At 71.8% G+C, this 24,493-nt stretch carries 16 protein-coding genes; 10 read left to right on the plus strand and 6 right to left on the minus strand.

Annotated elements, in window-relative coordinates; all coding sequences use genetic code 11:
• Positions 1 to 219: 219 nt before the first annotated feature.
• Complete coding sequence (locus tag ACH34R_RS03255; RefSeq protein ID WP_397559766.1) at positions 220 to 1,035, plus strand: DUF3097 domain-containing protein; 816 nt, start codon at positions 220 to 222, stop codon at positions 1,033 to 1,035.
• A gap of 27 nt (positions 1,036 to 1,062) precedes the next feature.
• Here the strand turns inward: ACH34R_RS03255 and hemW are convergent, their stop codons facing one another.
• Positions 1,063 to 2,295 carry a radical SAM family heme chaperone HemW gene (gene hemW, locus ACH34R_RS03260; RefSeq protein ID WP_397559767.1) on the minus strand — a complete coding sequence of 411 codons (1,233 nt, stop codon included), beginning with the start codon at positions 2,293 to 2,295 and terminating at the stop codon, positions 1,063 to 1,065.
• A gap of 562 nt (positions 2,296 to 2,857) precedes the next feature.
• On the opposite strand from hemW, the gene ACH34R_RS03265 reads away from it, so the two are divergent.
• Positions 2,858 to 4,711: a hypothetical protein gene (locus ACH34R_RS03265; RefSeq protein ID WP_397559768.1), complete on the plus strand. Its 1,854-nt coding sequence runs from the start codon at positions 2,858 to 2,860 to the stop codon at positions 4,709 to 4,711.
• The gene (locus tag ACH34R_RS03270; protein WP_397559769.1) at positions 4,708 to 5,061 is read left to right on the plus strand and encodes a hypothetical protein; all 354 of its coding nucleotides are present in this window, start codon (positions 4,708 to 4,710) and stop codon (positions 5,059 to 5,061) included. The genes ACH34R_RS03265 and ACH34R_RS03270 overlap by 4 nt, the downstream gene beginning before the upstream one ends.
• 568 nt (positions 5,062 to 5,629) lie before the next feature.
• On the opposite strand, the gene ACH34R_RS03275 is transcribed toward ACH34R_RS03270, so the two are convergent.
• Positions 5,630 to 6,487 carry an SRPBCC family protein gene (locus ACH34R_RS03275; protein ID WP_397559770.1) on the minus strand — a complete coding sequence of 286 codons (858 nt, stop codon included), beginning with the start codon at positions 6,485 to 6,487 and terminating at the stop codon, positions 5,630 to 5,632.
• Positions 6,488 to 7,498: 1,011 nt separating this feature from the next.
• Positions 7,499 to 8,155: a hypothetical protein gene (locus ACH34R_RS03280; RefSeq protein ID WP_397559771.1), complete on the minus strand. Its 657-nt coding sequence runs from the start codon at positions 8,153 to 8,155 to the stop codon at positions 7,499 to 7,501.
• A gap of 1,439 nt (positions 8,156 to 9,594) precedes the next feature.
• Between ACH34R_RS03280 and ACH34R_RS03285 the strand changes: the two genes are divergently transcribed.
• Positions 9,595 to 10,887: a glycoside hydrolase family 18 protein gene (locus tag ACH34R_RS03285; protein ID WP_397559772.1), complete on the plus strand. Its 1,293-nt coding sequence runs from the start codon at positions 9,595 to 9,597 to the stop codon at positions 10,885 to 10,887.
• Positions 10,888 to 11,018: 131 nt separating this feature from the next.
• On the opposite strand, the gene ACH34R_RS03290 is transcribed toward ACH34R_RS03285, so the two are convergent.
• Positions 11,019 to 11,333, minus strand: a complete 315-nt coding sequence (locus ACH34R_RS03290) for a hypothetical protein (RefSeq protein ID WP_397559773.1) — start codon at positions 11,331 to 11,333, stop codon at positions 11,019 to 11,021.
• Between the two features lie 219 nt (positions 11,334 to 11,552).
• Positions 11,553 to 13,394 carry a translation elongation factor 4 gene (gene lepA / locus ACH34R_RS03295; RefSeq protein WP_397559774.1) on the minus strand — a complete coding sequence of 614 codons (1,842 nt, stop codon included), beginning with the start codon at positions 13,392 to 13,394 and terminating at the stop codon, positions 11,553 to 11,555.
• A gap of 166 nt (positions 13,395 to 13,560) precedes the next feature.
• Here lepA and ACH34R_RS03300 point away from each other — a divergent pair, with 166 nt between their 5' ends.
• From ACH34R_RS03300 to ACH34R_RS03325, 6 genes are all read left to right on the plus strand, one after another.
• Positions 13,561 to 14,571 carry a hypothetical protein gene (locus ACH34R_RS03300; protein ID WP_397559775.1) on the plus strand — a complete coding sequence of 337 codons (1,011 nt, stop codon included), beginning with the start codon at positions 13,561 to 13,563 and terminating at the stop codon, positions 14,569 to 14,571.
• Between the two features lie 202 nt (positions 14,572 to 14,773).
• Entirely contained in the window at positions 14,774 to 15,046 is a 273-nt protein-coding gene (gene rpsT / locus ACH34R_RS03305; RefSeq protein WP_397559776.1) for a 30S ribosomal protein S20, read from the plus strand.
• A 272-nt stretch (positions 15,047 to 15,318) separates the two neighbouring features.
• Positions 15,319 to 18,522 carry an FtsX-like permease family protein gene (locus ACH34R_RS03310; protein ID WP_397559777.1) on the plus strand — a complete coding sequence of 1,068 codons (3,204 nt, stop codon included), beginning with the start codon at positions 15,319 to 15,321 and terminating at the stop codon, positions 18,520 to 18,522.
• A complete protein-coding gene (locus ACH34R_RS03315) occupies positions 18,519 to 21,209 on the plus strand; it encodes a hypothetical protein (RefSeq protein ID WP_397559778.1) in 2,691 nt (896 codons plus the stop codon). The genes ACH34R_RS03310 and ACH34R_RS03315 overlap by 4 nt, the downstream gene beginning before the upstream one ends.
• The gene (locus ACH34R_RS03320; protein WP_111168940.1) at positions 21,210 to 22,145 is read left to right on the plus strand and encodes an ABC transporter ATP-binding protein; all 936 of its coding nucleotides are present in this window, start codon (positions 21,210 to 21,212) and stop codon (positions 22,143 to 22,145) included.
• Entirely contained in the window at positions 22,138 to 22,833 is a 696-nt protein-coding gene (locus ACH34R_RS03325) for an ABC transporter ATP-binding protein (protein WP_397559779.1), read from the plus strand. The genes ACH34R_RS03320 and ACH34R_RS03325 overlap by 8 nt, the downstream gene beginning before the upstream one ends.
• Positions 22,834 to 23,346: 513 nt before the next feature.
• On the opposite strand, the gene holA is transcribed toward ACH34R_RS03325, so the two are convergent.
• Positions 23,347 to 24,327, minus strand: coding sequence for a DNA polymerase III subunit delta (holA, locus tag ACH34R_RS03330; RefSeq protein ID WP_397559780.1), 981 nt, complete (start codon positions 24,325 to 24,327; stop codon positions 23,347 to 23,349).
• Between the last annotated feature and the right edge of the window lie 166 nt (positions 24,328 to 24,493).

A 24,493-nucleotide genomic window follows, 5' to 3' on the forward strand; every position in this document is an offset into this window, starting at 1 on the left:
CCATCCGCGTCGGTCCCACTCGGGAACGCCAGCGCTGGCACTCTGTGTTCCCGAGTGCCAAGTGTACGGCCACCGTGCGCGGGGTGCGATAACACGGGCGGGTAAGATCCTCCGCCCCGGGCGGAAAAGCCCGTGCGGGGGCTTCGGACGATGGCCGGCGCGTGGTCGCGAAGCCGTCGGGCGCCGCTTTTGCGATCGTCTTTGCTAGCGTCGGCGGACATGTACGGGCGTGACGTGCTCGCCGGAAACTGGCGACGGCCGAAAAAGGGACAGATCCCTCAGGTGCCCGCCGAGCGGGACCTGGTGGTGGAAGATCCCGACAGCGGGTTCTGCGGCGCGGTGGTGGGCTGTGACAAGGAGGCGGTCACCCTGGAGGACCGCTTCGGGCGGCGCCGGGTGTTCCCGCTGGCCCCCGCGGGGTTCCTGCTGGACGGCAGGCCGGTGACCCTCGTCCGGCCCGCCGCGTCCGCGGGCGGACCGGCGCGCAGCGCGTCGGGGTCCGTCGCGGTCCAGGGCCTGCGTGCCCGCGTCGCCAGGGAGAGCCGGATCTACGTCGAGGGCGTGCACGACGCGGCCCTGGTGGAGAAGATCTGGGGGCACGACCTGCGGGTGGAGGGCGTGGTCGTGGAGTACCTGGAGGGGGTGGACGACCTGCCCGCGATCGTCGCGGAGTTCGGCCCCGAGCCGGGCCGGCGCCTCGGGGTCCTGGTCGACCACCTGGTGACCGGCTCCAAGGAGAGCCGGATCGCCGCCGCGATCGACTCGCCGCACGTACTGGTGGTGGGCCACCCTTACGTGGACGTCTGGCAGGCCGTCAAGCCCGCGGCGGTGGGCATCCCGGCCTGGCCCACGGTGCCCCGGGGCACACCGTGGAAGGAAGGGGTCATCGCGGCCCTGGGGTGGCGGCTGGACCCCGCGGAGGCGTGGCGGCGCATCCTGGGGTCGGTCACCGGCTACGCCGACCTGGAGCCCGAACTGCTCGGCCGGGTGGAGGAACTGATCGACTTCGTGACCGCGGCGCCGGGCGACGACTGATCTCCTGGCTCGCAGGGACCGGGTGGCTCACACGATCAGGTCGCGGATCAGGGCGTCGGCGAGGAGGCGTCCGGGCAGGGTGAGGACGATCTGATCGTTTCCGGCCAGCGCGCTCTCGTCCAGGAGCCCCTCGGCCATGGCCCGGTGCACCGCCGGGCGGGCCGCCGGGTCCACCTCCGAGAGCGGGTGCCCGGAGGAGAGCCTGAGCTGGAGCATCAGCCGCTCCACGACCTGGTCGGAGGGGGCCAGCACCTCGCGCGCGTGGGCGGGCGAGACGCCCTGGGCCAGGCGGGCGGAGTAGGCGGCCGGGTGTTTGACGTTCCACCAGCGGGTGCCGCCGACGTGGCTGTGCGCGCCCGGGCCGACGCCCCACCAGTCGCCGCCGGTCCAGTACAGCAGGTTGTGCCGGCAGCGGGCGGCCTCGGAGGCGGCCCAGTTGGACACCTCGTACCAGGCGAAACCGGCCGCGGTGAGCAGTTCGTCGGCGATCAAGTAGCGGTCGGCGGCCACGTCGTCGTCGGGCATCGGCAGCTCGCCGCGGCCGATCCGGGCGGCCAGCCGGGTACCGTCCTCCACGATGAGCGAGTAGGCCGAGACGTGGTCGGGGCCGGCGGCGAGCGCCGCGGTCAGCGAGGCGCGCCAGTCGGCGTCGGACTCGCCCGGCGTGCCGTAGATGAGGTCCAGGTTGACGTGCTCGAAGCCGGCGGCCTTCGCCAGTCGTACGGTCTCGGCGGCGCGGCCCGGGGTGTGCCGCCGGTCCAGCACCCGCAGGACGTGCTCGCTGGCGCTCTGCATGCCGAAGCTCATCCGGGTGAAGCCGCCCTCGCGCAGTACGGCCAGCGCGGCGGCGTCCACCGACTCGGGGTTGGCCTCGGTGGTGACCTCGGCCCCGGGGGCCAGCCCGAACTCCCCGTCGATCGCCCGCAGGACCCGCACCAGGTCGGCCGGTGGCAGCAGGGTGGGCGTCCCGCCGCCGACGAACACGGTCTCGACGCGCGGCACCGCGCCCGTGTCCCGCTCCAGCACCCGCCGGGCCAGGCGCACCTCCTCGATCGCGGTGTCGGCGTAGTCGCGGGGGGAGGCCCCCGGGCCGAGCTCGCCGCTGGTGTAGGTGTTGAAGTCGCAGTAGCCGCAGCGGGTCACGCAGAACGGCACATGCACGTAGAAGCCGAACGGCCGCGCGCCGAACCCGTCGAACGCGCTCGCGGGCAGCTCGCCGGACGCCGGGACGGCTTCACCGTCGGGAAGGATGGCAGGCACCCCTTCAGTCTGCCGCCGCCGGGGGCATGCGGAGGCCATCAAGAGCCTGGGGCTCCAGCGTGAGGAGATGCGGTAAGCGGGGTTACCGGATCGCTACTCTCGGTGTTCCTTGTCCCGGGATATGCTGTGAAGACCCCCTTACGGAGCGCCGATGGACGACATCCACAGTGCGGACGGCCCACCTCCCGACCCGCACGCGCCACCTCCGGAGTCATCGAATCCTGCGGACTCATCGGGCACACCGGGCGCATCACCGCCGCCCTGGCCGCCCTCCCCCGCACCGTCCGGCCCACCTCCCGAGCCCCCTGCGGCCCCACCGCCGTCCGAGCCGCATGCCGGAGCCTCCCCGCCCCAAGGGCCGCCGACGCCCTCTGCCCCGTACGAGCCCTACATGGCGCAAGGGCCGTCCAACGGACCATCTGAGCCGTCCATGCCCGGCCGGCCACCCTGGCCCTCCGACCCCACAGCCCCACCTTCCGAGCCCTCTACGGCCCCACCTTCCCTGGAACCACACACCGGAGCCTTCCCGCCCCAAGGGCCATCAGCGCCTTCTGAGCCGTCCGTGTCCGGCTGGCCGCTCCGGCCCTCCGTCGCGCCCACGCCGCCATCCGGACCGCCCACCGGGCCATCGGTAGCCCCGGGATCGGCCGAGCCCGCGCCGCAACCGCAACAGGCCGCGCCGCCCGCGCCCCTCCAGAACGCCACCCGTTACCTGTGCGCGGGGGCCTACCTGAACGGCCGGTTCCGCGATCGGGTGCTGCGCGAGCTGCTCGATGACCGGTACCGCGCGGTCGCGCCGTCCTTCGGCGGCGTCGATCTGGTCCCGGTGGTGGCCCACTGCCTGCGCGCCGAACGCCTTTCCGTGCTGCGCGACGCCTTCATCACGGTGCTTCTGATCGTGTCCCTGCTGGTCTGGCCCGCCGTGCTGTTCATCCTGCCCTGGGTGCCGCTCGTCCTGTTGTCTGCGCCCGCCGTACGCCGCGGGCCGGCCACGTCCAAAGCCACGCTCCTGCTGGCGACCGGGCTGTTGCTGCCCGTCTGCGGCTACCTGATCATCATGAGCGGCATCGGTACGGGGTTCGACACCGCGCCCGGCGAACTCCCCTCGCCCGGCGCCCTGCTCGGGCCGCTCGTCATCGCCGCGCTGCCCTTCGCACTCGCGATCGGTTACCGCGTGATGTGGTACCTGACCCTGTCCGAACGCCTCAAGCCCGGCTTCCACGACGGGCTCACCGACGACGGAATCGCGGCCCACCGCGACCGGCTGGAGTACATCGCGCGGGCCCAGTGGGGCAACATCACCCTCTACGGCGCGGAGAACCCGTTCGTCGGCGCCGGAGACGTCCACCGATCCTGGTCGATCGCCGTCGAACTTGACCGCCTGCGCCGCCCGCCCGGCCGGTCCCCGGGCTCCGCCGGTTCCGCCGGCCGCGACGATCCGGTCAGAGACCGGCAGGTCGAGATCGACGTCGTCGATCTGCACGACTTCGTGCGCTCCCGGCTGCTCCAGATGCGCGACGCCGTACGCGACCCCGCGCAGGTCATCACGGGCCTGCACATCACCGACCACCTCGCCGTGCGCGGCACGTTCACCCGCCGCGACTGGCCGGACGCCCGCGCTCGTTCCTGGCACGGCTCCCACAACAGCCACCCGCTGATCGACCCCGGCTCCGGGATGCCGCACTACGCGGCCCGCAAGGACACCATCGACGCGGTGAGCCGGCATCCGCAGGGCGGCGTACGCCACTACCAGCGGGTCACCGTCAACGTGGACGGCCAGGAGATCAGGAACGCGGACGGCTTTCTGCTCGCCCCGGCCGAAGATCGGGGGATCGTCGTCTCGGCGTTCATCCACCTCGCGGTGGAGGGCCGCATGCTCTACACCCAGCTCGTGGTGACGGTGTTGCCGCCGGTCGCGGCGCAGTTCCACGAAATCGACAAGCTGCCGGCCCTGCCCAAGCCGATCGTGGTCTGGCGCGCGGCGCTGTCCGGGCGTAACGACCTGGTGGCCGACGTGGTGTTCGCACCGGGGCGGCTGATCCGCACGGCCGTCCAGAACATCCGCCGCGGCCTTCGGCAGCGCAATCCCGCCCGTTACCTGGTCTATCCGTTCGGGGCGCGGGAGAGCGTACGCGAGCTGGGCGCGGCGATCGACGTGGACCGGTTCACCCATGTGCTGGACGCCGACAAGTACACCAAGCTGATCGAGCAGCGGCTGACCGAGGCGGTGCTCGACTATCTGGAGGCCCGCGACATCGACACCACCGCCTACCGGCAGCAGGCGGCGACGGTGATCAACAACGGCGCCATCATCACCGGCGGCACGGTGACCGGCCCGGTCGCGGCGGGCGCGCACGCCCAGGCCAGGCAGCAGCAACATCAACAGCAACAGGGGCAGCCGGGGAGCGCGAATTGAGCGAGGTCAACAAGGGCATCCAGATCAGCGGCGGGAACGTCCAGGGGCCGATGGCGGTCGGTACGGGGGCGCGAGCCGTCCAGCACATCCGCGGCCCGGCCACTCCGCCCGGCGAGGCGGAACGACTGCTGGCCGACATCCGTGACCTGGTCGAACGGTACCGCGAGGAACTGGGCGACCAGGCCAGGCCGGTACTGCGCGAGGCCGACCGGATCGAAGACGAACTTGCCGAGGACGACCCCGACGCCGACGTACTGTCCGACACCCTGGAACGAATGGCCCGCCGCGTCACCGCCATCACCACCCTCAGCCAGGCCGTCGCCGCCCTCACCACCCTCCTCATCGGCTGATAGGGCAGACCCGGTGCCCGGTAACCGCAAGTGAGTGAGACCTGTGGGCTGGGCCGGCGGTGTTCATGCGGGGTGGTGCTGAGGAGGAGGACGCTCCTGGTCGATGTTGCGTTTCTGGCTGTGAGCCCCCACGGGTGAGGGCACGGTCTGACCCCGGGACTCAAGATCGGTCCAGCGGTGGGAAGAGGCTCCGATCGGAAGCTGCGACTCGCCCCACCCACCAAGCCCGAACGCACCACGCCCACACACACATCGCCCCAGCCGGTCACCTCTGAGCACGCCCGCTTGCCGCGCGGGCTGAAGACGAGAGGGCCGAGGACCGGGGCACGGCGGAAAGGCAAAGGGATACCGCCGCCCCAGCTAGCAGGACGGCGCGGCAGCAGGCGGGAACCGCGCGACCCGGCAATCCCTTGAAGCGAAATCGGCCACCAGTCACATAGCCGTCCAGCAGGCCACCGCCCCGGAGAGGTCCGGGCAGCCATGCCGCCCCCCTTGGAGCAGGTCGGCCGCTGGGCGCTCACCTCATGGACAAGATCGCATGGTCAGTGCGCGAAAGAGGCGCAGGCGATCAGGCGGCCTCCTCTTGGACCCAGATGGGGCGCCAGTTGGGAAGCTCGTGGAAGCGGCGCAGCTCGGCAATGCCGCTGAGGATGCCGGTCCAGGCCGGGTAGGGCGGGCGGGCCGTGTCGAACCCGCTCTGCACGAGGGTGAGGCTGGTCTTCCCTCCGGAACCTGCCAGCTCCCATGTACCGACTCCCATCCCGGCTCCCCAGTCGATGGAGAGCCGCTCGCCGGGCACCAGGTCGAGGATCTTGGCCGGCTGGGGGTCGACGTCCAGCCCGCCCATCGCGAAGCGCCCACCTACATGCGGTTCGATCCCGATCGGCATGCCGAACCACGCGGACGCCTTCTCCGAGTCGATCAGCGAGTCGAACACCTCCTCCACCGGGGAGTCGATCTCCACCCGCGCCCACAGCTCCGGGGCGGTGGAGGTGAAGTCGGGCTTCGGGGTGGGCTCGCGCCCCTCCAGGTGATCGACGAGGTTGGCGATGGCCAGTGTCCAGAAGGTATGGAGCACCCCACGGATGCTCTTGCCGGGGATCACGTCCTGGAAGTCGAAGTGGGTCTGCGAGAGCGTGATCAGCGTGACCTTTTCGCTCTCCGCGACCAGGTCGATCTCCACCGTGGTCTCCTCGCCGTCGAGCAGCCACGAGAACCGCAACGCCCGCTCGTCGGCGTAGGCCGGATTCTGGTGCGGCGCGTCACCCTCCGGTGTGTGTCGGCCCCAGAATGCGTAGCGGTGCGGCAGATCGACCTCCGCATGCTCGGCAAGCCACACCCGCATGGCGGCGGGGTCGGTCAGCGCGTGCCGCACCTCCGCGATCGGCGCTTCCACCCGGGCGGTCATCGTCAGCGGCTCGGTCATGGCCGTCCTTCCTCACATCGATTGACAAAGAGAGTCTTTACGTAAAAACCAAGTTTGTCAATATGGCCGGGAAGGAAGCACACACCGCCCGATCGTGGGGGCGCGGCATCGGCCGGTCAGGGGTCCGCCGTGTCGGATCACATGTGCGACATGGCCGGCCTGCACGAGTTGGGCACGGTCAGATCTCGCGGGTGAGATAGGCCACGTTGGGCCGCGTACGCGAGGTCGGCGACATCCCATGCGTGGAGTACGGCCGGTCACGCGTCGCGGGGAGCGGGAAAGGGAGGTCTCCTGCGCAAGGCGGGCTGGGTCGGATCACATGTGCGACGTGGGCGGGTTAGATCTCGCCCGTTGGGGCGGACAGGTCACGCGTCGTGGGCGGGAAGGGGAGGTCTTCAACGCGAGGCAGGCCGGGAGGGGGGATGGGATCGGCCGGCGGCCGGGGACTACGCCTCGCGCGCTAGGGCGGCCGGTCAGGTGCCGGGGGCAGGCGAACAGGGTGAGGGCTCCTGCGTGAGTTGGGCATGGTCAGGTCTCGCGGGCAAGGCAGGCCAGGGAGACCTCGTACGCGAGGAGACCGGTAACACTCATATGCGGCGTGGCCGGTCAAGTCTCGCGCGAGGGCTGGGCCGGGCAGGCGTCGTGGGCGGGGGTGGGGTGGGCAGGGTGAGGCTCCTGCGTGAGTTGGGCACGGTCAGGTCTCGCGGGCGAGGCAAGACAGGTAGACCTCATGCGTGGAGTACGGCCGGTCAAGCGTCGCGGTGGGCGGGCAGGGGAGGTCTTCAACGCGAGGCAGGCCGGGCTACGCCTCGCGGGCTGGGGCGGTCGGTCAGGTGCCGGGGGGCAGGCGGGCAGGGCGAGGGCTTCTGCACGAGGGGGGCAGGTACGGCCGAGGCAGGCCAGGTCGACCTTGTACGCGAGGAGACCGGTAACGCTCAGGTGCGGCGTGGCCGGTCAGGTTTCGCGCGTGGGGTGGGCAGGGTGGGATCTGCCGGGCGCAGGCGGGCATGGTCAGATCTCGTGGGCGGCGCGGTCGGGTAGGCCGTGTTCCTTGGCCACGGGGTTCCACAGTTGGACGAACTGCTTCTTCGCGGCCGTGGCCTTGGAGGAGGAGGACAGGCCGGCGTTGTAGTCGGGGTCCTTGGTCCAGTCGGCGTCGCAGTCGCCGGCGCGGCGGCGGGCCCAGGTGAGGAAGCTCTCGTCGGCGTCGAGTGATGCCTGTAGGGCGGTGGTCAGGCGGTTCTTGATGGTGTCGCCGTCGGCTACCGCGCCGAGTTCGAGCGTGCGTACCTGCTCGACCTGCTTGCGGCGGGCCTCGGTGACCCGCTCGATGGTGCTGATGGCCGAGTCGGCCTCCTCGCACTGCCGTACCTGCGTCAACGCGGGGCCAAGGCCGGACCGCGCGCCGCCGCTGTCGGACAGCAGGTCGTCAACGGCCTGGGCCTGCCCTGCCGCGGTCGTGCCGCCTCCAGGGTCCTGCGGTGCCTCGGACGGCTCGCCGGACCCGGTCTCCTGCGGATCTCGCGTACCGGTTCCGGTCGCCTCGCCTCCGGCCGTGGTCGGGGCACTGACCGGCGTCGCTTGCTGGGGGGTTCCGCCGCGCATCAAGAACCACATGACCCCTGCGGTGACCACCGCGGCCAGCACGGCCGCCAGGAGGGGCCACATGACCCGCCGTCGCCCCTCGCCGCCTCGCGGTGGCTCGCCGTCTGCGCCGTCTCCGCCGTCCCAGACCTCGGGCCCTCCCCCGAGCCAGCCGCCGTCCGCCCCCTGCGCACCACCACGTCGTCCTGCCTCAGGTCCTCCTCCGAGCCAGCCGCCGGACCCCTGCGTACCACCAGGCGGCCCGGCCTCCGATCTCCACCAGGACGCGGGATCGACCCCTTCGGGGCTCCACCCCGGAGCAGACGCGCCACCATCGGGCCCCTGCCCGGGCCCTCTGCCCGTCACCGAGTTCCACTCCGGAGCGGAACCGCCGCCGGTTGGTGAACCCGGGCCCGGCGCCGGAGCGTGTCCGCCGCCGAACGTACCCCATCCGGACGTCTGATCGCCCTCGCCCGCCAAACCCCCACCGCCCTCCGCAGCCCACCCCGACGCCGAACCCCGATCGCCCTGCGCGTGCCCTCCAGGCCCCAGGGCCCTCGTTTCGCCTGACGGCCCGCCCTCCGGCCCGGCCGCTCCTTCGGCGCGGCCACGGCGGGGATCTGAGCCGGGCTCGCCGCCGATCGGAATGATCGCCGCGCCGCCCCCGCCGGGCATGGTGGGCGGGTCGGGGTACTGGGCGGGCCCGGGCTCGCCCTGCGACTCCTGACCGGCCGGGGAGCCGCCCGGTGGGCCGGTCCCCTCCCACTCGGCGGGACGGATGGACCGTAACGGCTTCTGCGCCTCGCCAGGCGCGGGCCGCTCCTTCGGGTCACCGGGTCTGCGGAACCCGGGTGGCGGCAGCCAGCCCCCTGCCGGGGTCTGCGGTCTCGTCCGCTGGGTCCCGTCCTCGGCGGAGGGATCAGCGGAGGGATCGGCGGGCGGGCGGGAGTGCCTGCCGTACGGGAAGGAGTGCCTGGGCGCCGCCGGGCGTTCGGTGGCGGCCGGTCGATCGGTGGAGGAGCCGAAGCTCTGGGGTACGGCGGGCGGCTCCGGCCGCCCTTCCGCGCCGCCCGGCGGCTCAGGGCCCGCCCTCCAGCCGCCCTCCGGCACGCCATGCCCGCCGGGCGGGCCTGGTGGCGCGCCGCCCGATAACGAGCCCGAAGGAGCGCCGCACCTGGGACATCGTTCGAGATCCCCGACGTTCACCCCACAGCGGCGGCACGCTTGCTGCTCGTCCATTCCGAAGCTCCACCCCCCAGCCGGGCGATGGCCGGACCCCATGATCCGCCCACCGGGATGAAACCACCCGTGTAACCGTACCTGCGGGACGTCTGAGCTGGTAGCTCTGGCCGCTCCCTAAACCCGAGGCTAGCCGAGGCGGACCACCCGGCGGTGGATTATTTCGCCAAGGCCGTTGACGTGAGTGCCCCCCGGTTCTACGATCCGGAACAACTTTAAGGAAACTTTCCTAAAAGTTGTGCAGCTCGCAGCCCGTCCACCCCCCGCCGAGCCGTGGAGTTCACGTGGTCCGATTCCTCAGGCACCTCACCGTCGCCGCAGCAGCCCTCGGGCTCGCCGCGACCGCCGCATTACCCGCCCACGCCCAGCCGCAACCGCTGGGGCACGACAGGCACGGGCACCACGACAAGTTCAAGCGCGTCGGATACTTCGTCCAGTGGGGCATCTACGCCCGCAACTACCACGTCAAGGACCTGGAGGCGAGCGGCGCTCCCGCCAAGCTGACCCACATCAACTACGCGTTCTCCGACGTCAACGCCAAGGGACTGTGCGCGTCCGCCGACCCGTGGGCCGACTGGGACCGCCCGGTGCCGGCCGAGCTGAGCGTGGACGGCGTCGCCGACGCCCCCGACCAGGTACTCAAGGGCAACCTCAACCAGCTCAAGAAGCTCAAGGCCAAGCACCCCAAGCTCAAGATCCTGATCTCGCTCGGCGGCTGGACCCTCTCCAAGTACTTCTCCGACGCGGTCCTGACCCCCGAATCCCGTAGCGCGTTCGCGGCCTCGTGCGTCGACCTGTGGCTGAAGGGCAACATCCCCGGACTCCCGCCGGGCGCCGGGGCCGGCGTCTTCGACGGCATCGACCTCGACTGGGAGTGGCCGGGCTCGCCCGGGGCCGAGGGCAACGTCGTGCGTCCCGAGGACAAGCAGAACTTCACGCTGTTCATCGCGGAACTGCGCAAGCAGATGGACGCGCATGACCGCCGCTCGCAGATCACCGCCTTCCTCGCCGCGGCGGCGTCCAAGATCGACCCCGGTCTCGAAGTGGCCAAGGTCTTCAAGCTGCTCGACTTCGCGACCGTCCAGGGGTACGACCTGCACGGCTCCTGGGACGCCAAGACCGGGCACAACGGCAACCTGTACACCGACCCGCGCGACCCCTACCCGGTCCGTTACAGCGTGGACCAGACGGTGCGCGACTATCTCAAGCGCGGCGCGCCCCGGCACAAGATCGTGGTCGGCGTCCCGGCGTACGGCCAGGGCTGGACCGGAGTGACCGCCGGCGGAGACGGCCTGTGGCAGCCCGCCACGGGACCGGCCCCCGGGAGCCAGGGTGCGGGCACAGAAGACTACAAGCTGCTGGTCAAGAAGCCCGGCAAGCACTTCAGGGACTTCCGGACCGGCGCGCACTGGTTGTACGACGGCAATGAGTTCTGGTCCTACGACGACCCGGCCTCGCTCACCCAGAAGGCCCTCTACATCCGCGCCAAGCGGCTCGGCGGCTCGATGATGTGGTCGCTGGACCAGGACGACGCCAAGGCGTCGCTCACCTCCGCCCTCTACCGAATCCTCCGCTAGGTCCGCCAGGTCCGGCAAGGAGGAATCCCCTCAGACCGGGCGGGGTCGCGCATCCTGGGGTCAGTGCGCGCCCCCGCCCGCTTCATCCCGGCCCGTCGCCGTCACCCGGTGGAGCGGCCGGCCGCCGTGGTTCAGCTCGCACTGGGCTCGCCCCCCTCCGGAATCAGCGAGGCGAGCTGGAGCACCGGCTCGACCATCGCCTGCCGCGCCTCCTCCGTGCCGGCCGCCCCGCGCTCGGCCGGCCCGAAGCAGGACGCCGCGGCGTCGAGCACGGCGAACAGCACCGTGGAGTCGGGGAAGGGCACCTCGACCAGGATCGTGCCATCGTCGGCGACCTCGGCGAGCTTCACATGGTCGCTGAGTATCCGCTGGATCTCCGCCGCCATCGCGCTGCCCAGCATCGCGGCCCGCACGAACCGCTCGGCCGCCTGACCATCTCCAGTCACAATCGAACCTCCCGTTCGCACACAAGTTCGATCAGACGGTACGGCACGGCACCGACAATTCCGTGAAACACGAGGATCCCGGCGCTGGAACGGCGGGCCACCACGACACCCGCGAACCCGGTCACCGGGGCGCCACCGGCGACGGCGGACGGCGAGCGGGACGCTCCGCCGTACCGGAGCCGCCGCCGTCCGCCCCCTGGAACGGACAGCGGCGAAGGGCTACTTCTTGGCCTTGTCGACGGCGGAGGAGTCGGTGGAGAGCGCGGCCACGAATGCCTCCTGGGGGACCTCGACGCGGCCCACCATCTTCATCCGCTTCTTGCCTTCCTTCTGCTTCTCCAGCAGCTTCCGCTTACGCGTGATGTCGCCGCCGTAGCACTTGGCCAGGACGTCCTTCCTGATCGCCCGGATGTTCTCCCTGGCGATCACCCTGGACCCGATGGCCGCCTGGATCGGCACCTCGAACTGCTGCCGCGGGATCAGCTCACGCAGCTTCTTGGCCATCTCCACGCCGTACGGGTAGGCCTTCTCCCGGTGCACGATCGCGCTGAAGGCGTCCACCGCCTCCCCCTGCAACAGGATGTCGACCTTCACCAGGTCGGCCTCCTGCTCGCCCGAGGGCTCGTAGTCGAGCGAGGCGTAACCGCGCGTCCGGGACTTGAGCTGGTCGAAGAAGTCGAAGATGATCTCACCCAGCGGCAGCGTGTAACGGATCTCGACGCGGTCTTCGGACAGGTAGTCCATCCCGAGGAGCGCGCCCCGGCGCCCCTGGCACAGCTCCATGATCGCGCCGATGTGGTCGGAGGGGGCCAGGACGGTGGCCCGGACCACGGGCTCGTAGATCAGGGCGATCTTGCCGGCCGGGAACTCCGACGGGTTGGTGACGGTCATCTCCTTGCCGTCCTCCATCACCACCCGGTAGATCACGTTGGGCGCGGTCGAGATCAGCGAGAGGTTGAACTCGCGCTCCAGGCGTTCGCGCACGATCTCCATGTGCAACAGCCCGAGGAACCCGCAGCGGAAGCCGAAGCCGAGCGCCGCGGAGGTCTCCGGCTCATAGACCAGGGCGGCGTCGTTGAGCCGCAGCTTGTCCAGGGCCTCGCGCAGCTCGGGGTAGTCGTCGCCGTCGATCGGGTAGAGGCCGGAGTAGACCATCGGCCGCGGGTTGTCGTAGCCGCCGAGCATCACCTGCGCCGGGCGGGCCGCGGAGGTGACGGTGTCGCCCACGCGCGACTGGCGGACGTCCTTCACGCCGGTGATCAGGTAGCCCACCTCGCCCACGCCGAGCCCTCCGGCCGACACGGCGGGCTCGGGCGCGATGACGCCGATCTCCAGCGTCTCGTGCTGGGCCGTGGTGGACATCATCAGCAGCCGCTCGCGCTTGCCCAGGTGGCCGTCGATGACCCGGACGTAGGTGACCACGCCCCGGTAGGTGTCGTAGACGGAGTCGAAGATGAGCGCGCGGGCGGGCAGGTCGGCCCGGCCGACGGGGGCGGGCACCTCGGCGACGACCTTGTCCAGCAGCTCGCGCACGCCCGCGCCGGTCTTGCCGGACACCCGCAGCACGTCGCCGGGCTCGCAGCCGATCAGGTGGGCGAGCTCCTCGGCGTACTTGTCGGGCTGGGCCGCGGGCAGGTCGATCTTGTTGAGCACCGGGATGATGTGCAGGTCGGCGTTCATCGCCAGGTAGAGGTTGGCGAGCGTCTGGGCCTCGATGCCCTGCGCCGCGTCGACCAGCAGGATCGCGCCCTCGCAGGCGGCCAGCGAGCGCGAAACCTCGTAGGTGAAGTCGACGTGGCCGGGGGTGTCGATCATGTTCAGCACGTACTCGACGCCGTCGACGTGCCAGGGCAGCCGGACGGCCTGGGACTTGATGGTGATGCCGCGCTCGCGCTCGATGTCCATCCGGTCGAGGTACTGGGCGCGCATCTGGCGTTCGTCGACCACACCGGTGAGCTGCAGCATGCGGTCGGCAAGCGTCGACTTGCCGTGGTCGATGTGCGCGATGATGCAGAAGTTTCTGATCACCGCGGGATCGGTCTGGCCTGGCTGGATGCGCACCGGAGTCCGTTTCGGCTGGGCTGCTGAGAACGGGGATGCCCGGGATCTGCCCGGCCCCCCTGCAAGTCTAGCGACGGGCGCGGTGCGCTCCGCCCACCCCATGTCGCCGCATACGCGGCGAATACCCGCTTTGACGGGAATCACCGGGCAGCGCTGATAATGCGTAATGCGAGTGACAATCGTGGCGCGCCGCGCGTTACGCCTCCTGGCCTGGCTGCTGACCGTGCTGCTCATCCTGGTGGCCGCGTTCGCCGCGGCGCTGCGGACACAGTACTCCAAGGCGGCGGCGGACTGGGCCGCCACGACCGGCCATGACGCGATGTGGCTGGGGCACGCATGGGTGGACGGCCGGCGCACCGAGCGCGACGTGGAGGCGCTGGCCGTACGGCTGCGCGGTACCGGCATCCGGGACGTGTACGTTCACTCCGGCCCGTTCGACTTCGACGGCACACTGGACCCCGCCAAGTACCCCAACGTACGAAATTTCCTGAAGTGGTGGCGGGACCACCTCCCCCACGTCCGCGTCTCCGCCTGGCTCGGCCAGTCCGTCAAGAACGGCCTCGACCTCGACGACCCCGGCGCCCGGCGGCGGGTTCTGGACGGCGCCCGCGACATCATGGCCACCGGTTTCGACGGCGTCCACTACAACTTCGAGCCGATCGGCGACGGCGACGCCGAATTCCTCGACCTGCTCACCCGCACCCGTGCGATCGTCGGCGAGCGCGGCCTGCTGACGACGTCGGTCCCCCAGGTCGAGCCGTACTCCGGCCTGCGGCCGATCGCCCGCGCCCTGCTCGGCCACGACAAGTACTGGTCACGCGGCTACCTGGCCCAGGTCGCCGCCCGCACGGACCAGATCGCGATCATGACCTACGACGCCTTCGCGCCCACCCGCGGTCTCTACGGCGGCCACGTCGTCCGGCAGGCCGCCATCGCACTGGATCTCATCCCCGAAGGCGGCGCGAGCGTCCTCATCGGGGCTCCGGCCTACCACGACCACGGTGTGCCGCTCCTGGACGCCGCCGAGAGCGTCGCCGACGCCGCGGAGGGGGCGCGGATCGCGCTCACCGAGTACGGCCGGCGCAGGGAGCGGTTCGGGCTGGCGCTGTACGTCGATTTCGCCGCGACCGAGCAGGATTGGGCCGAATACCGGCGGCACTGGCTGCGCACCGGCTAGACTGTGACCTGGAGATGTCCCGGAAGATCCCTGGCCGGTCCCCAGCGACGGCAGGTCCAGGAGATCCCAGGCGATTCCGAAGACCCAGGCCGCTGATTTGAGCTGCGCACCATCCGGTTGGTAACCTGTTCAACTGCGTGTGGCGCGCCCTCTCATCTGCCCGCGCGCCCCATCCAACCGACCTGCAGACCGAGGCTCCTTCGTGGCGAACATCAAGTCCCAGATCAAGCGCAACCGGCAGAACGAAAAGCGCCGGATGCGCAACAAGGCTGTCAAGTCGTCCCTGAAGACGGCGATCCGCAAGTTCCGCGAGGCTGCCGACGAGGGCAGGACCGAGGAGGCCGTGGTGCACATGCGCAGCGCCTCCCGGCAGCTCGACAAGGCGGCCAGCAAGGGCGTCATCCACAAGAACCAGGCGGCCAACCGCAAGTCGGCGATCGCCAAGCGCGCCGCCGCGCTCGGCGCCGCCGGCTGAGCGACCCGCCGCCGATCCCGGCCGCACGCCGCACTCCCCATCATGTCGGGGGTGCGGCGTTTTCGCGTTCCCGCAGGCCGGTGCGACATCTCCGTAGCGGATGGATAACCCCCGCTCGTCATAGGTTTGTCACAGTTTCGATATCACATCCGCATAGCCAGGGGGTATCGGCTGAGCAACCGTGATATCCGCCCTATTGCCCGATCCCGTCCTGCTCCTCAATGGTGCATACGGAACGTGAGACAAGCGAGCACCACCGGAAGGCGGATCTCATGCGGGGGAGGGCGCCGCTCGTCCTGCGACGCGCGTTCAGCGAACCGTTGCTGCTGCTCGCCGCGCTCGGGTCGATCCTGCTGGCGACCACCACCCTGGTCGCGCTGAGCACGTACGCGTCGTCCGTGGTCGACATGGGCGTACGCCGCGCCGTACAGAACGCCTCCTCGCTCACCACCGCCACCCGGCTCACCTCCACCGTCACCAAGGACGGCTTCCCCGCCCTCGACGCGGCCGTCAGAGACCGGGTGACCCGCGCCTACGGCGGCCTCCCGGTCACCGTCACGATCAACGCGCTGTCGGACTCCTACGCCATGCCCGGCCAGGAGAAGCGGGAGACGCCGGATCTGACCAGGTTCGGGGTGTTCGAGGGCATCGACCGGCACGCCCGGATCGAATCGGGCCGCTGGCCCTCCCCCGCACCCGAGGGCACGCCCGTCGTCGAGGCCGCGCTCTCCCAGACCGCCGCCCGAGGCATGGGCCTCGGCGCGGGCGACGAGATCACCGTCGCCTCCCGGCTGCGCGGGCGCGAGCCGATCCGGGTGCGGATCGCGGGCGTGTTCGCGCTCAACGACCCCGCCGACGAGCGCTGGGCCGCCCAACGCCTGCTCTCCGCCGGTATCGAGGCCGGCGAGTACACGACGTACGGCCCGCTCGTGGTGCCCAAGGAGACCTTCGCCGGCCGCTTCACCACCAGCGTGGCGGCGACCTGGCTCGGCGAACCGGACCTGCGCACGCTCGCCCCTGACCGGCTCGGCCCGCTCGCCGCCTCGGTCGGTGCGCTGACCCGGATCGACGACGCGGCGCTGCCCGGCTGCGCCGACTGCGCGGTCACCACGAACCTGCCGGTGATGTCGGCCCAGCTCACCACGGCCGGCCTGGTGGCCCGCTCCACCATGCTGGTGCCCATCCTGCAACTTCTGCTGCTGGCCGCCTACGCCCTGATGCTGACCGCGCGGCTGCTCGCCGACCACCGCCGCATGGAGGTCGCGCTGCTGCGTTCGCGCGGCGCGGGCACCGTACGGCTGGCCGCGCTGGCCGGGGGCGAGGCCCTGCTGGTCGCGCTGCCGTGCGCGATCGCCGCGCCGTTCCTGGCCGCCCCCCTGCTCCGGCTGGTCGCCTCGATCCCGTGGATCAGGGCGTCGGGCGTGCAGCCGTCCTCGGCCGCCGGGGCCGCCGGGTTCCTGGTGTCCGGGGTGGTCGCACTGGCCTGCGCGGTACTGCTCGCGCTGCCCGCCGTACGGGGCGCGCGACGTACGTACGTCGAGGAGCAGTCGGCGCGGGGCCGCGGCGACCGCAGCGGCCTGTTCCAGCGGGCCGGGGCGGACGTGGCGCTGCTGGGCGTCGCGGCGCTGGCCATCTGGCAGCTCCAGCGGTACGGCGCGCCGGTCACCCAGACGGCGGGCGGGGGCCTTGGCATCGACCCGCTGATCGTCACCGGCCCCGCGCTCGCCCTGCTGTGCGGGGGGATGCTGGGCCTGCGCCTGGTCCCCCGGGTGTCGGCGCTGGCCGAGCGGATCACCTCGCGACGCGCCGGCCTCGCTCCCGCGCTCGGCGCGTGGCAGGTCAGCAGGCGTCCGATGCGCTACTCCGGGCCCGCGCTGCTGCTCACCATGGCCGTGGCCATCGGCGTGGTGTCCATGGCGACCGCGGCCACCTGGCGCGGCTCCCAGGAGGACCAGGCCCGGCACCAGGCCGGGGCCGACCTGCGGGTGGCCGGTCCCGCCGAGGCCGCCGAACTGGGGCCGCTCGGCCGCGGCACCGCCTACGCCGCGCTGCCCGGCGTCGCGGCGCTCAGCCCCGCCTACCGCAGCAGCGCCGAGTTCGGCGGCAACCAGGTGACCATGCTGGCGCTGCGGGGCGACCGGCTGCCCGCGCTGCTCAACCTGCGCCCCGACCTTTCGGCCGACCCGCTCCCCGCGATCGCCGCCCGGCTGACCGCGAACCGGCCCGCGACGGCGGCGCTGCCGATCCCCGGCGAGCCACGGGAACTGCTCCTGGACTTCCGCGTGGAGGCCGCCTCCGGCCCCGCCGAGGCGCGGCTGACGATCGAGGACGCGCTCGGCGTACGGCACGACGTATGGCTCGGCCCGCTGCGCGCCGGGGACAACGCGATGAAGGCCGACCTCGCCGCGCTGGCCGGGCGTACCGGAAGGCTCGGCCACCCCCTGTCGGTGCGCGGGTTCACGATCTCGGTGCCGCAGGGCGGCGGGCAGGTCACCCTGGCGGGCGTCCGCACCGGCGACGGCGGCGCGGTCGCGCTGCCCGCCGGACACCGGTGGGGACACCAGGCCGCCGACGGTCTCACCGTCGCCGCGGACAAGGGCCTGTTCAGCGTGTCGGCCCAGCCGGGCGTCGAGCGGGTGACGCTGCTGCCCGTCGGCCCGGACGGCGCCGACCTCGGCGCGATGGCGGCCCGGCCGTTGCCGGTGCTGGTCACCCGGGACCTCGCGGTCAGCGAGCGGCTGGCCACCGGACAGCAGACGACGGTGACCCTGGACCAGCGTCCCACCCCGATCTCCGTGGCGGGCATCGTGGACACGCTGCCGGGCGCGGCGGGGCGGCCCGCCGTACTGGCCGACTGGGCGACCGTGCAGGCGCGCGACATGATCGCCGGGGCGCCGTCCCGGCCGGCCACCGAATGGTGGCTGGACGCCCGCGGCGGCGACACCGCGCCCGCCGCCGCGGAGCTGGCCCGCCATCCCGAGTGGGACCAGACGGTGGTGGACCGCGCGGCGCTCACCCGCGAGCTGCGCGATGACCCGCTGGCCAGCGGACTGCAGGGGGCGCTGATCCTCGGGTTCGCCGCGGCGCTGGTGTTCGCGCTGCTCGGCTTCATGGTCAACGCGGCGGTCGCGGCGCGCGAGCGAGCGGCGGAGTTCGCCATCCTGCGCGCGCTCGGCATGAACTTCCGGCAGGTCCTCGGGCTGCTCGCGGTCGAGCAGGCGTTCTTGATCGGGCTGTCGCTGGCCGCCGGGACCGGGCTCGCGGTGACGGTCGCCCTCCTGGTCGTCCCGCACATCGTGGTGACCGGCCAGGCGACGGCGGTCACGCCCGCCGTCACGCTGGACATCCCGTGGCTGCCCACGGCCGGGCTGCTGGCGGTGGTGGCCGCGCTACTGTTCTTGATCGTCGCCGGACTCGCCAGGACCCTGCGCAGGCAGGCCCTCGGCGGTGCGCTTCGGGCCGGGGAGGACCGGTGAACGTGCTCGTGCTCGCCACCCGCGTGCATCGCGGGGCGGCGGCGGTGCTCGCCGTACTGACGCTGACCGCGTCGCTGCTGATCGGCGGGCTGCCCCGCGCCGTGCAGGGCGCCTACGACAACGCCCTGCACGAGGTCATGAACTCCGTCCCGGCGCACCGGACCGACCTGGCCGTACTCCAGTCGGTCGACGCGGATGTCATCGGCGACGCCGAGGGGTTCGACGCCGCGATGGACCGCTGGCAGCGGCTGCTGCCGACGGACCTGCGCGCCGTCGCCGACCTCGGGCCCGGATCACGGACGCACGCCGCCGCCACGACCGCGCAGACCCCCGTCTCCGGGCGCATCGGCCCCGGTCACCAGAAGCACCAGTACGTCAACATCGGCTGGCTGTCCGACGCCGACCGCCGGGTCCGCTATGTGGAGGGGACCGCACCGGGGCCGGTCACCACCGCCGAGCGGCCCGGCGGGGAGCGGATTTCGCAGTTCGACATCGCCCTCACCAGGGAGGCGTCGCAGCGGATGGACATCCCGGTCGGCACCACGCTGGTACTCGGGCACAGCGACATGATCGCCGCCCGGGTCACCGCGATCTTCGAGCCGGTCGCCCCCCGCGACCGGTACTGGGACCACAACCGCGACATGCTCGCCGTCAGGATCGAGTCACAGCCGGGCAGCGACAACAACGACACCTACATCACCGCGCTGACCTCCGCCGCGACCCTGGCCGAACTGGACGGCCGGGCCCGCCAGCTCACCTATCGGTGGATCATCGGGGTCGACTCCGCCGCGATCGACGCGCGCAACGCCCGCCAGGTGATCGACGCCACGTCGGTGTTCGTCGACAAGGCGGGCACGCTGGCCATGGGCCAGACGATCGGCCAGGGCGTACTGCCCGGCGGCGGCTCGCCCGGCCGGGCCACCACGGGCCTTGCCACGCTGCTCGGCGACTACCTGGTCCGGCTGGGCAACGCCGAGTCGCTGCTGCTGCTCATCCTGGCCGGGCTCGCCGCCGTCGCGCTGGGCGTGATCGCGCTCGCCGTGCAACTGCTGACCGAGCGCATCCGGCCGACGCTCGCCCTGATGCGCGCCCGCGGTGGCTCCCTGGGCCAGGTGGTGGGCACGGGCGCGGGAGTGGCCGCCGCGGTCGCGGTGCCCGCCGCGGCCGCCGGGTACCTGCTGTCGTACCTGGTCCCGGGGCCGCTCACGCCGATCTCGCACATCGGGCCCGTGGTGCTCGCGCTGGCGGCGGTGCTGTTCGCGGCCGGGCGGACGGCGCTCGCCCATCGCAAGCCGCTGCACGACCGGCGCGACGACGTGGTGAGCCGCCGTCCGTCACCGCGGCGGCTCATGCTGGAACTGGTGGTCGTCGTACTCGCCCTCGGCGGGGCCTACCTGCTGCGCACCCGTGGCCTGACCACGTCGGTCGCCGAGCGCGGGGCCGACCCGTTCCTGATGGTCGTGCCGGTGGCGCTGACCGTGGCCGGCGCGCTGATCACCGTGCGGTGCTATCCGTATCCGCTGCGGGCGATCTCGGCGCTGGTGGACCGGCGTCCGCGGGCGGTGGCGTTCCTGGGGTTCACGCTGGCGGCGCGGGCCAGGTCGTTCAGCGCGCTGCCGGTGCTCATCCTGCTGCCCGCGCTCACCGTCTCGGTCTTCGCGGCGGTGATCTCCAACGGCCTGACCTCGACCCAGCGGGAGGCGGCCTGGCAGCGGGCCGGCGCCGACGCGCGGATCGACAGCGCCGTGGCCATTCCGCCCGAGGCGATCGAGCGGGTACGGCGGGTGCCCGGCGTCCGTGAGGTCGTACCGGCCGCCAAGGAGTCGGTGCAGATCGGCAGCGGCGGGGTGTTCGGCACCGGTTTCGCCGTGGATCTGGCGGCCTACCGGAAGATCCTGGCCGGGACGCCGCTGTCGATGCCCGCGCCGCCGGAGGCGGTGCCCGCGCCGGCCGTACCGGCCCTGGTGAGCCCCGAACTGATCGGCAACGCCACGCTCCAGATCGGCTGGAAGGCACGGCTGACCGTGGTGCCCAAGGGCACCGTGACGGCCCTGCCCGGCGTGTACGGCGAGCCGCGGGGCCTCGTCGTCGTGCCGCTGGACGCCAACGAGCGGGCCGGTTCGCGTACCGAGATCAACACGCTGCTGATCGGCGGCACGAACCTGGACCCGGCGCGCCTGACGGCCGCCGCCGGGCTGTCGGTACCGCCCATCGTGACCACCGTGAACGGCGAACTGAGCCGGATCACCTCCACCCCGCTGGCCGGGACCGTCCAGACCACCCTGCTGGTGGTCACCCTGGCCCTGGGCGGCTACGCGCTGCTCGCGGTGATCATCGTGCTAGTGATCACCGGTGCCGAGCGGAGCACCGCGCTGACCTACCTGCGCACCCTCGGCATGTCCGAACGGCAGGCCCGCGGCCTGACCGTACTGGAGATCGCCCCTATGATCGTGCTGACCGCGCTGGTGGGGCTGGTGCTCGGGCTGGCCCTGCCCGCCGCCCTCGGCCCCGGCATCGACCTCAGCGTCTACACGGGCGACGTCCGGATCGAGGGCTACCCCGTCGATGTGCTGACCCCCTCCCTGCTGGCCATCGGCCTGGCGGGAGTGGCGGTGGCCGGCGCGTTCGCGCACGCCGCCATCGCCCGCCGCCGCTCGCTCGGCTCCGCGCTCAGAGTAGGTGACTGAATGACGACCGAAACCCCGTCGCTGTCGGATCTTGAGGCCCAGGCCACCCGGGCCCGCCCCGCCTTCGGCGAGCACGCCCACATCCTGTGCGACAACCTGGTGCGCATCTACAAGACCGAGGGCGTCGAAGTGGTCGCCCTGCAGGGCCTTGACCTGCTGGTGGAGAAGGGCGAGCTGATCGCCGTGGTCGGCGCGTCGGGGTCGGGCAAGTCCACCCTGCTCAACGTGCTGTCCGGGCTCGACGTACCGACGGCGGGCGTGTCCAGGGTGGCCGGCATGGACCTGCTGTCGATGAAGCCGAAGGACCGGCTCAGGTACCGCAGGGAGGTGGTCGGGTTCATCTGGCAGCAGACGGCCCGCAACCTGCTCCCCTACCTGAACGGCCAGGAGAACGTGACGCTGCCCATGCGGCTGGCGGGCAAGCGGGCCTCCCAGTCCAGGGCGGCCGAGCTGCTGGAGCTGCTCGGCGTGCCGCACTGCGCCACCCGCCGCCCCGGCGAGATGTCCGGCGGCGAGCAGCAGCGGGTCGCCATCGCGGTCGCGCTGGCCAACTCCCCCGAGGTCATCCTGGCCGACGAGCCCACCGGCGAACTGGACAGCGACAACTCCGAGGAGGTCTTCGCCGCGCTGCGCGGCGCGAACCGGGAGCTGGGGGTCACCGCGGTGATCGTCACCCACGACGACCTGGTCTCGGAGCAGGTGGACCGTACCGTGGGCATCCGCGACGGGCGGACCAGCAGTGAGACGCTGCGCCGGGAGTCGGGGGACGGGGGGCTGATCGCCGAGGAGTACGCGGTGCTGGACCGCGTTGGGCGGTTGCAGCTTCCCCGCGACTTCATCAACGCGCTGAACATGGAACGCCGGGTGCGGCTGGAGCTGGAACGGGACCACATCGGAGTGTGGCCGGAAGCGTCGGGGGGTGGCGAGGATGAGTGATCCGCTGGTCGTCGTGGAGGGCGTCCGCAAGGTCTACCGGAACGGCCCGAATGAGGTCGTCGCCCTCAAAGAGGCCTCTTTCCAGGCGTTTCCCGGCGAACTGATCGCCGTACGCGGCCGTTCGGGCTCCGGCAAGACCACCCTGCTCAACCAGGTGGGCGGCCTCGACCGCCCGGACGCGGGCCGCGTCATGGTCGCGGGGCAGGAGGTCACCGCCATGCCCGAGGACGGCCTGCTCGCGCTGCGCCGCGACGTGATCGGCTTCGTGTTCCAGTCGTTCGGGCTGATCCCGGTGCTGTCGGCGGCGGAGAACGTCGGCGTGCCGATGCGCCTGGCCAAACTGCCCGCCGCCGAACGCGACCGGCGCACCGCCATGCTGCTGGCCCTCGTCGGCCTGGAACGGCACGCCAACCAGCGCCCCTACGAACTGTCCGGCGGCCAGCAACAGCGCGTCGCCATCGCCCGCTCCCTGGCCAACCGCCCGCGCCTGCTCATCGCCGACGAGCCCACGGGACAGCTCGACTCCCAGACCGGCCGCCAGATCATGGAACTCCTGCGCGCCCTGGTACGCACCGAGGGTGTCACGGCCCTCGTCGCCACCCACGACCCCAGCCTGATGACCTTGGCCGACCGCGTCCTGGAAATGCACGACGGCGCCCTCACCACCCCCGAGCCCGCCAAAACCTGACCCAGCGGCCACCGGCAAGCGTGTGGGTGCTGGTGAGAATGACAGCTGGCTTTGTTGGTGGGAACCGACAGCGAATGGATGCGGGAGCTGACAGCGCACGCCCAGGCCGCCCCTCCTTGTCGCTGAGTTTTGCCAGCGGTCCGCGCGGGGCCGGGAGCTGGACGTACGCCGGCCAGTTGCTCCCGGCGCTGCCGGTTCTCGCCAACATTCCGCCGAATCGAAGATCGCCGAGCGCTGCCAGAACTCGCGAACATCCGCTGCTACTCCGCTCTGACATAGCCAGACAGCGCAGCGAACCGCAGCCCGGCCCGGCCGTCCGTGACCTGTTCCCCGACGGCCTCCATGACCTTGCGAGCAACCCCCGCCTTCCTGTTCTTCGTCCTCGAGGCCACCGTCCGATGCCGGCTCGGACGGCTGAACCACTGCTCGGCAGCACAACCCAGCAGCCTGCCCGACTGTTGTCACAGCCGACCTGCAAGGGTCGCCGCAACTCAGGTACCGGCCGAATACGCCTCAGCGGGTCGCGGCACGGCACGCCACGATGGTCTGGACAGCGTGCTCCAAGGCGTACGCGGGGTCGGCGCCGCCGCCCTTGACCTGCTCGTCGGCATCCGCGACCGCCTGGATCGCCCGGGCGATGCCGTCCGCGCGCCAGCCGCCGAGCTGACGCCTGACGCGGTCCACCTTCCACGGCGGCATGCCGAGGTGCGAGGCGAGCTGCCCGCCGCGCAGGTTGCGCGGGGCCCCGCCGACCTTGGCGAGGGACCGCAGCCCGCCCGCGAGCGCGCTCACGAGCAGCACCGGGGCCACTCCCGTGCCCAGCGCCCACCGGAGCTGCTCAAGCGCGTCGGCGAGCCGGCCCTCGACGGCCGCGTCGGCCACCGTGAACCCGGTCACCTCGGCCCGCCCCCGGTAGTAGCGGGCGACCGCCGCCGCATCGATGCCCTTGCGATCGGCGGGCGTGTCGAACGCGAGCTGGCTGCACGCCGCCGCGAGCTCCCGCAGGTCGCTCCCGACCGCGTCCACCAATGCCTGCGCGGCATCCGGCGCGATGGTCCGGCCCGCACGCCTGATCTCACCCTTGACGAAGTCCAGCCGCTCCCCCGATTTGGTGATCTTGCTGACCGTGAGGACCTGGGCGCCCGCCTTCTTCACCCCGTCCACGAGGGCCTTGCCCTTGACCCCTCCCGGATGGGCGAGCACGAGCACGATCCCCTCGGCGGGCCTGGCGGTGTACTTGACCACCTCGGCGATCACGTCCTTGCCCAGATCCTGCGCGGACCTGATCACGATCGCCGCCCCGTCCCCGAACAGCGACGGCGACGTCAGCCCCGACACCTGCCCGGGCTCGACCTTGGCCCCCACGAGATCGTGCAACTCCAGCCCCGGATCCACCTCTCGCGCCGCGGCCACCACGGCGCTCACGGCACGGTCGGCGAGCAGTTCCTCATCGCCGAGCACCAAGGTCACAGGGGCAGGACTAGTCGCGGCCATGCTCAGAGCATCCCACATGCGATTGTCTCGCCGGGCGGGCTAGGGCGTGTATCGAAGTCTTGTGAGGCGGGCTGCCGCTTGGGCGAGTCGTAGATCGACAACGAATGAGGTCTCCGGTAAGAGGGTTGATCGACCAAGAACAACCTGAACACCGGAGACCTCGTGG

Source organism: Spongiactinospora sp. 9N601, from assembly GCF_044326295.1.
Taxonomy (GTDB): domain Bacteria; phylum Actinomycetota; class Actinomycetes; order Streptosporangiales; family Streptosporangiaceae; genus Spongiactinospora; species Spongiactinospora gelatinilytica.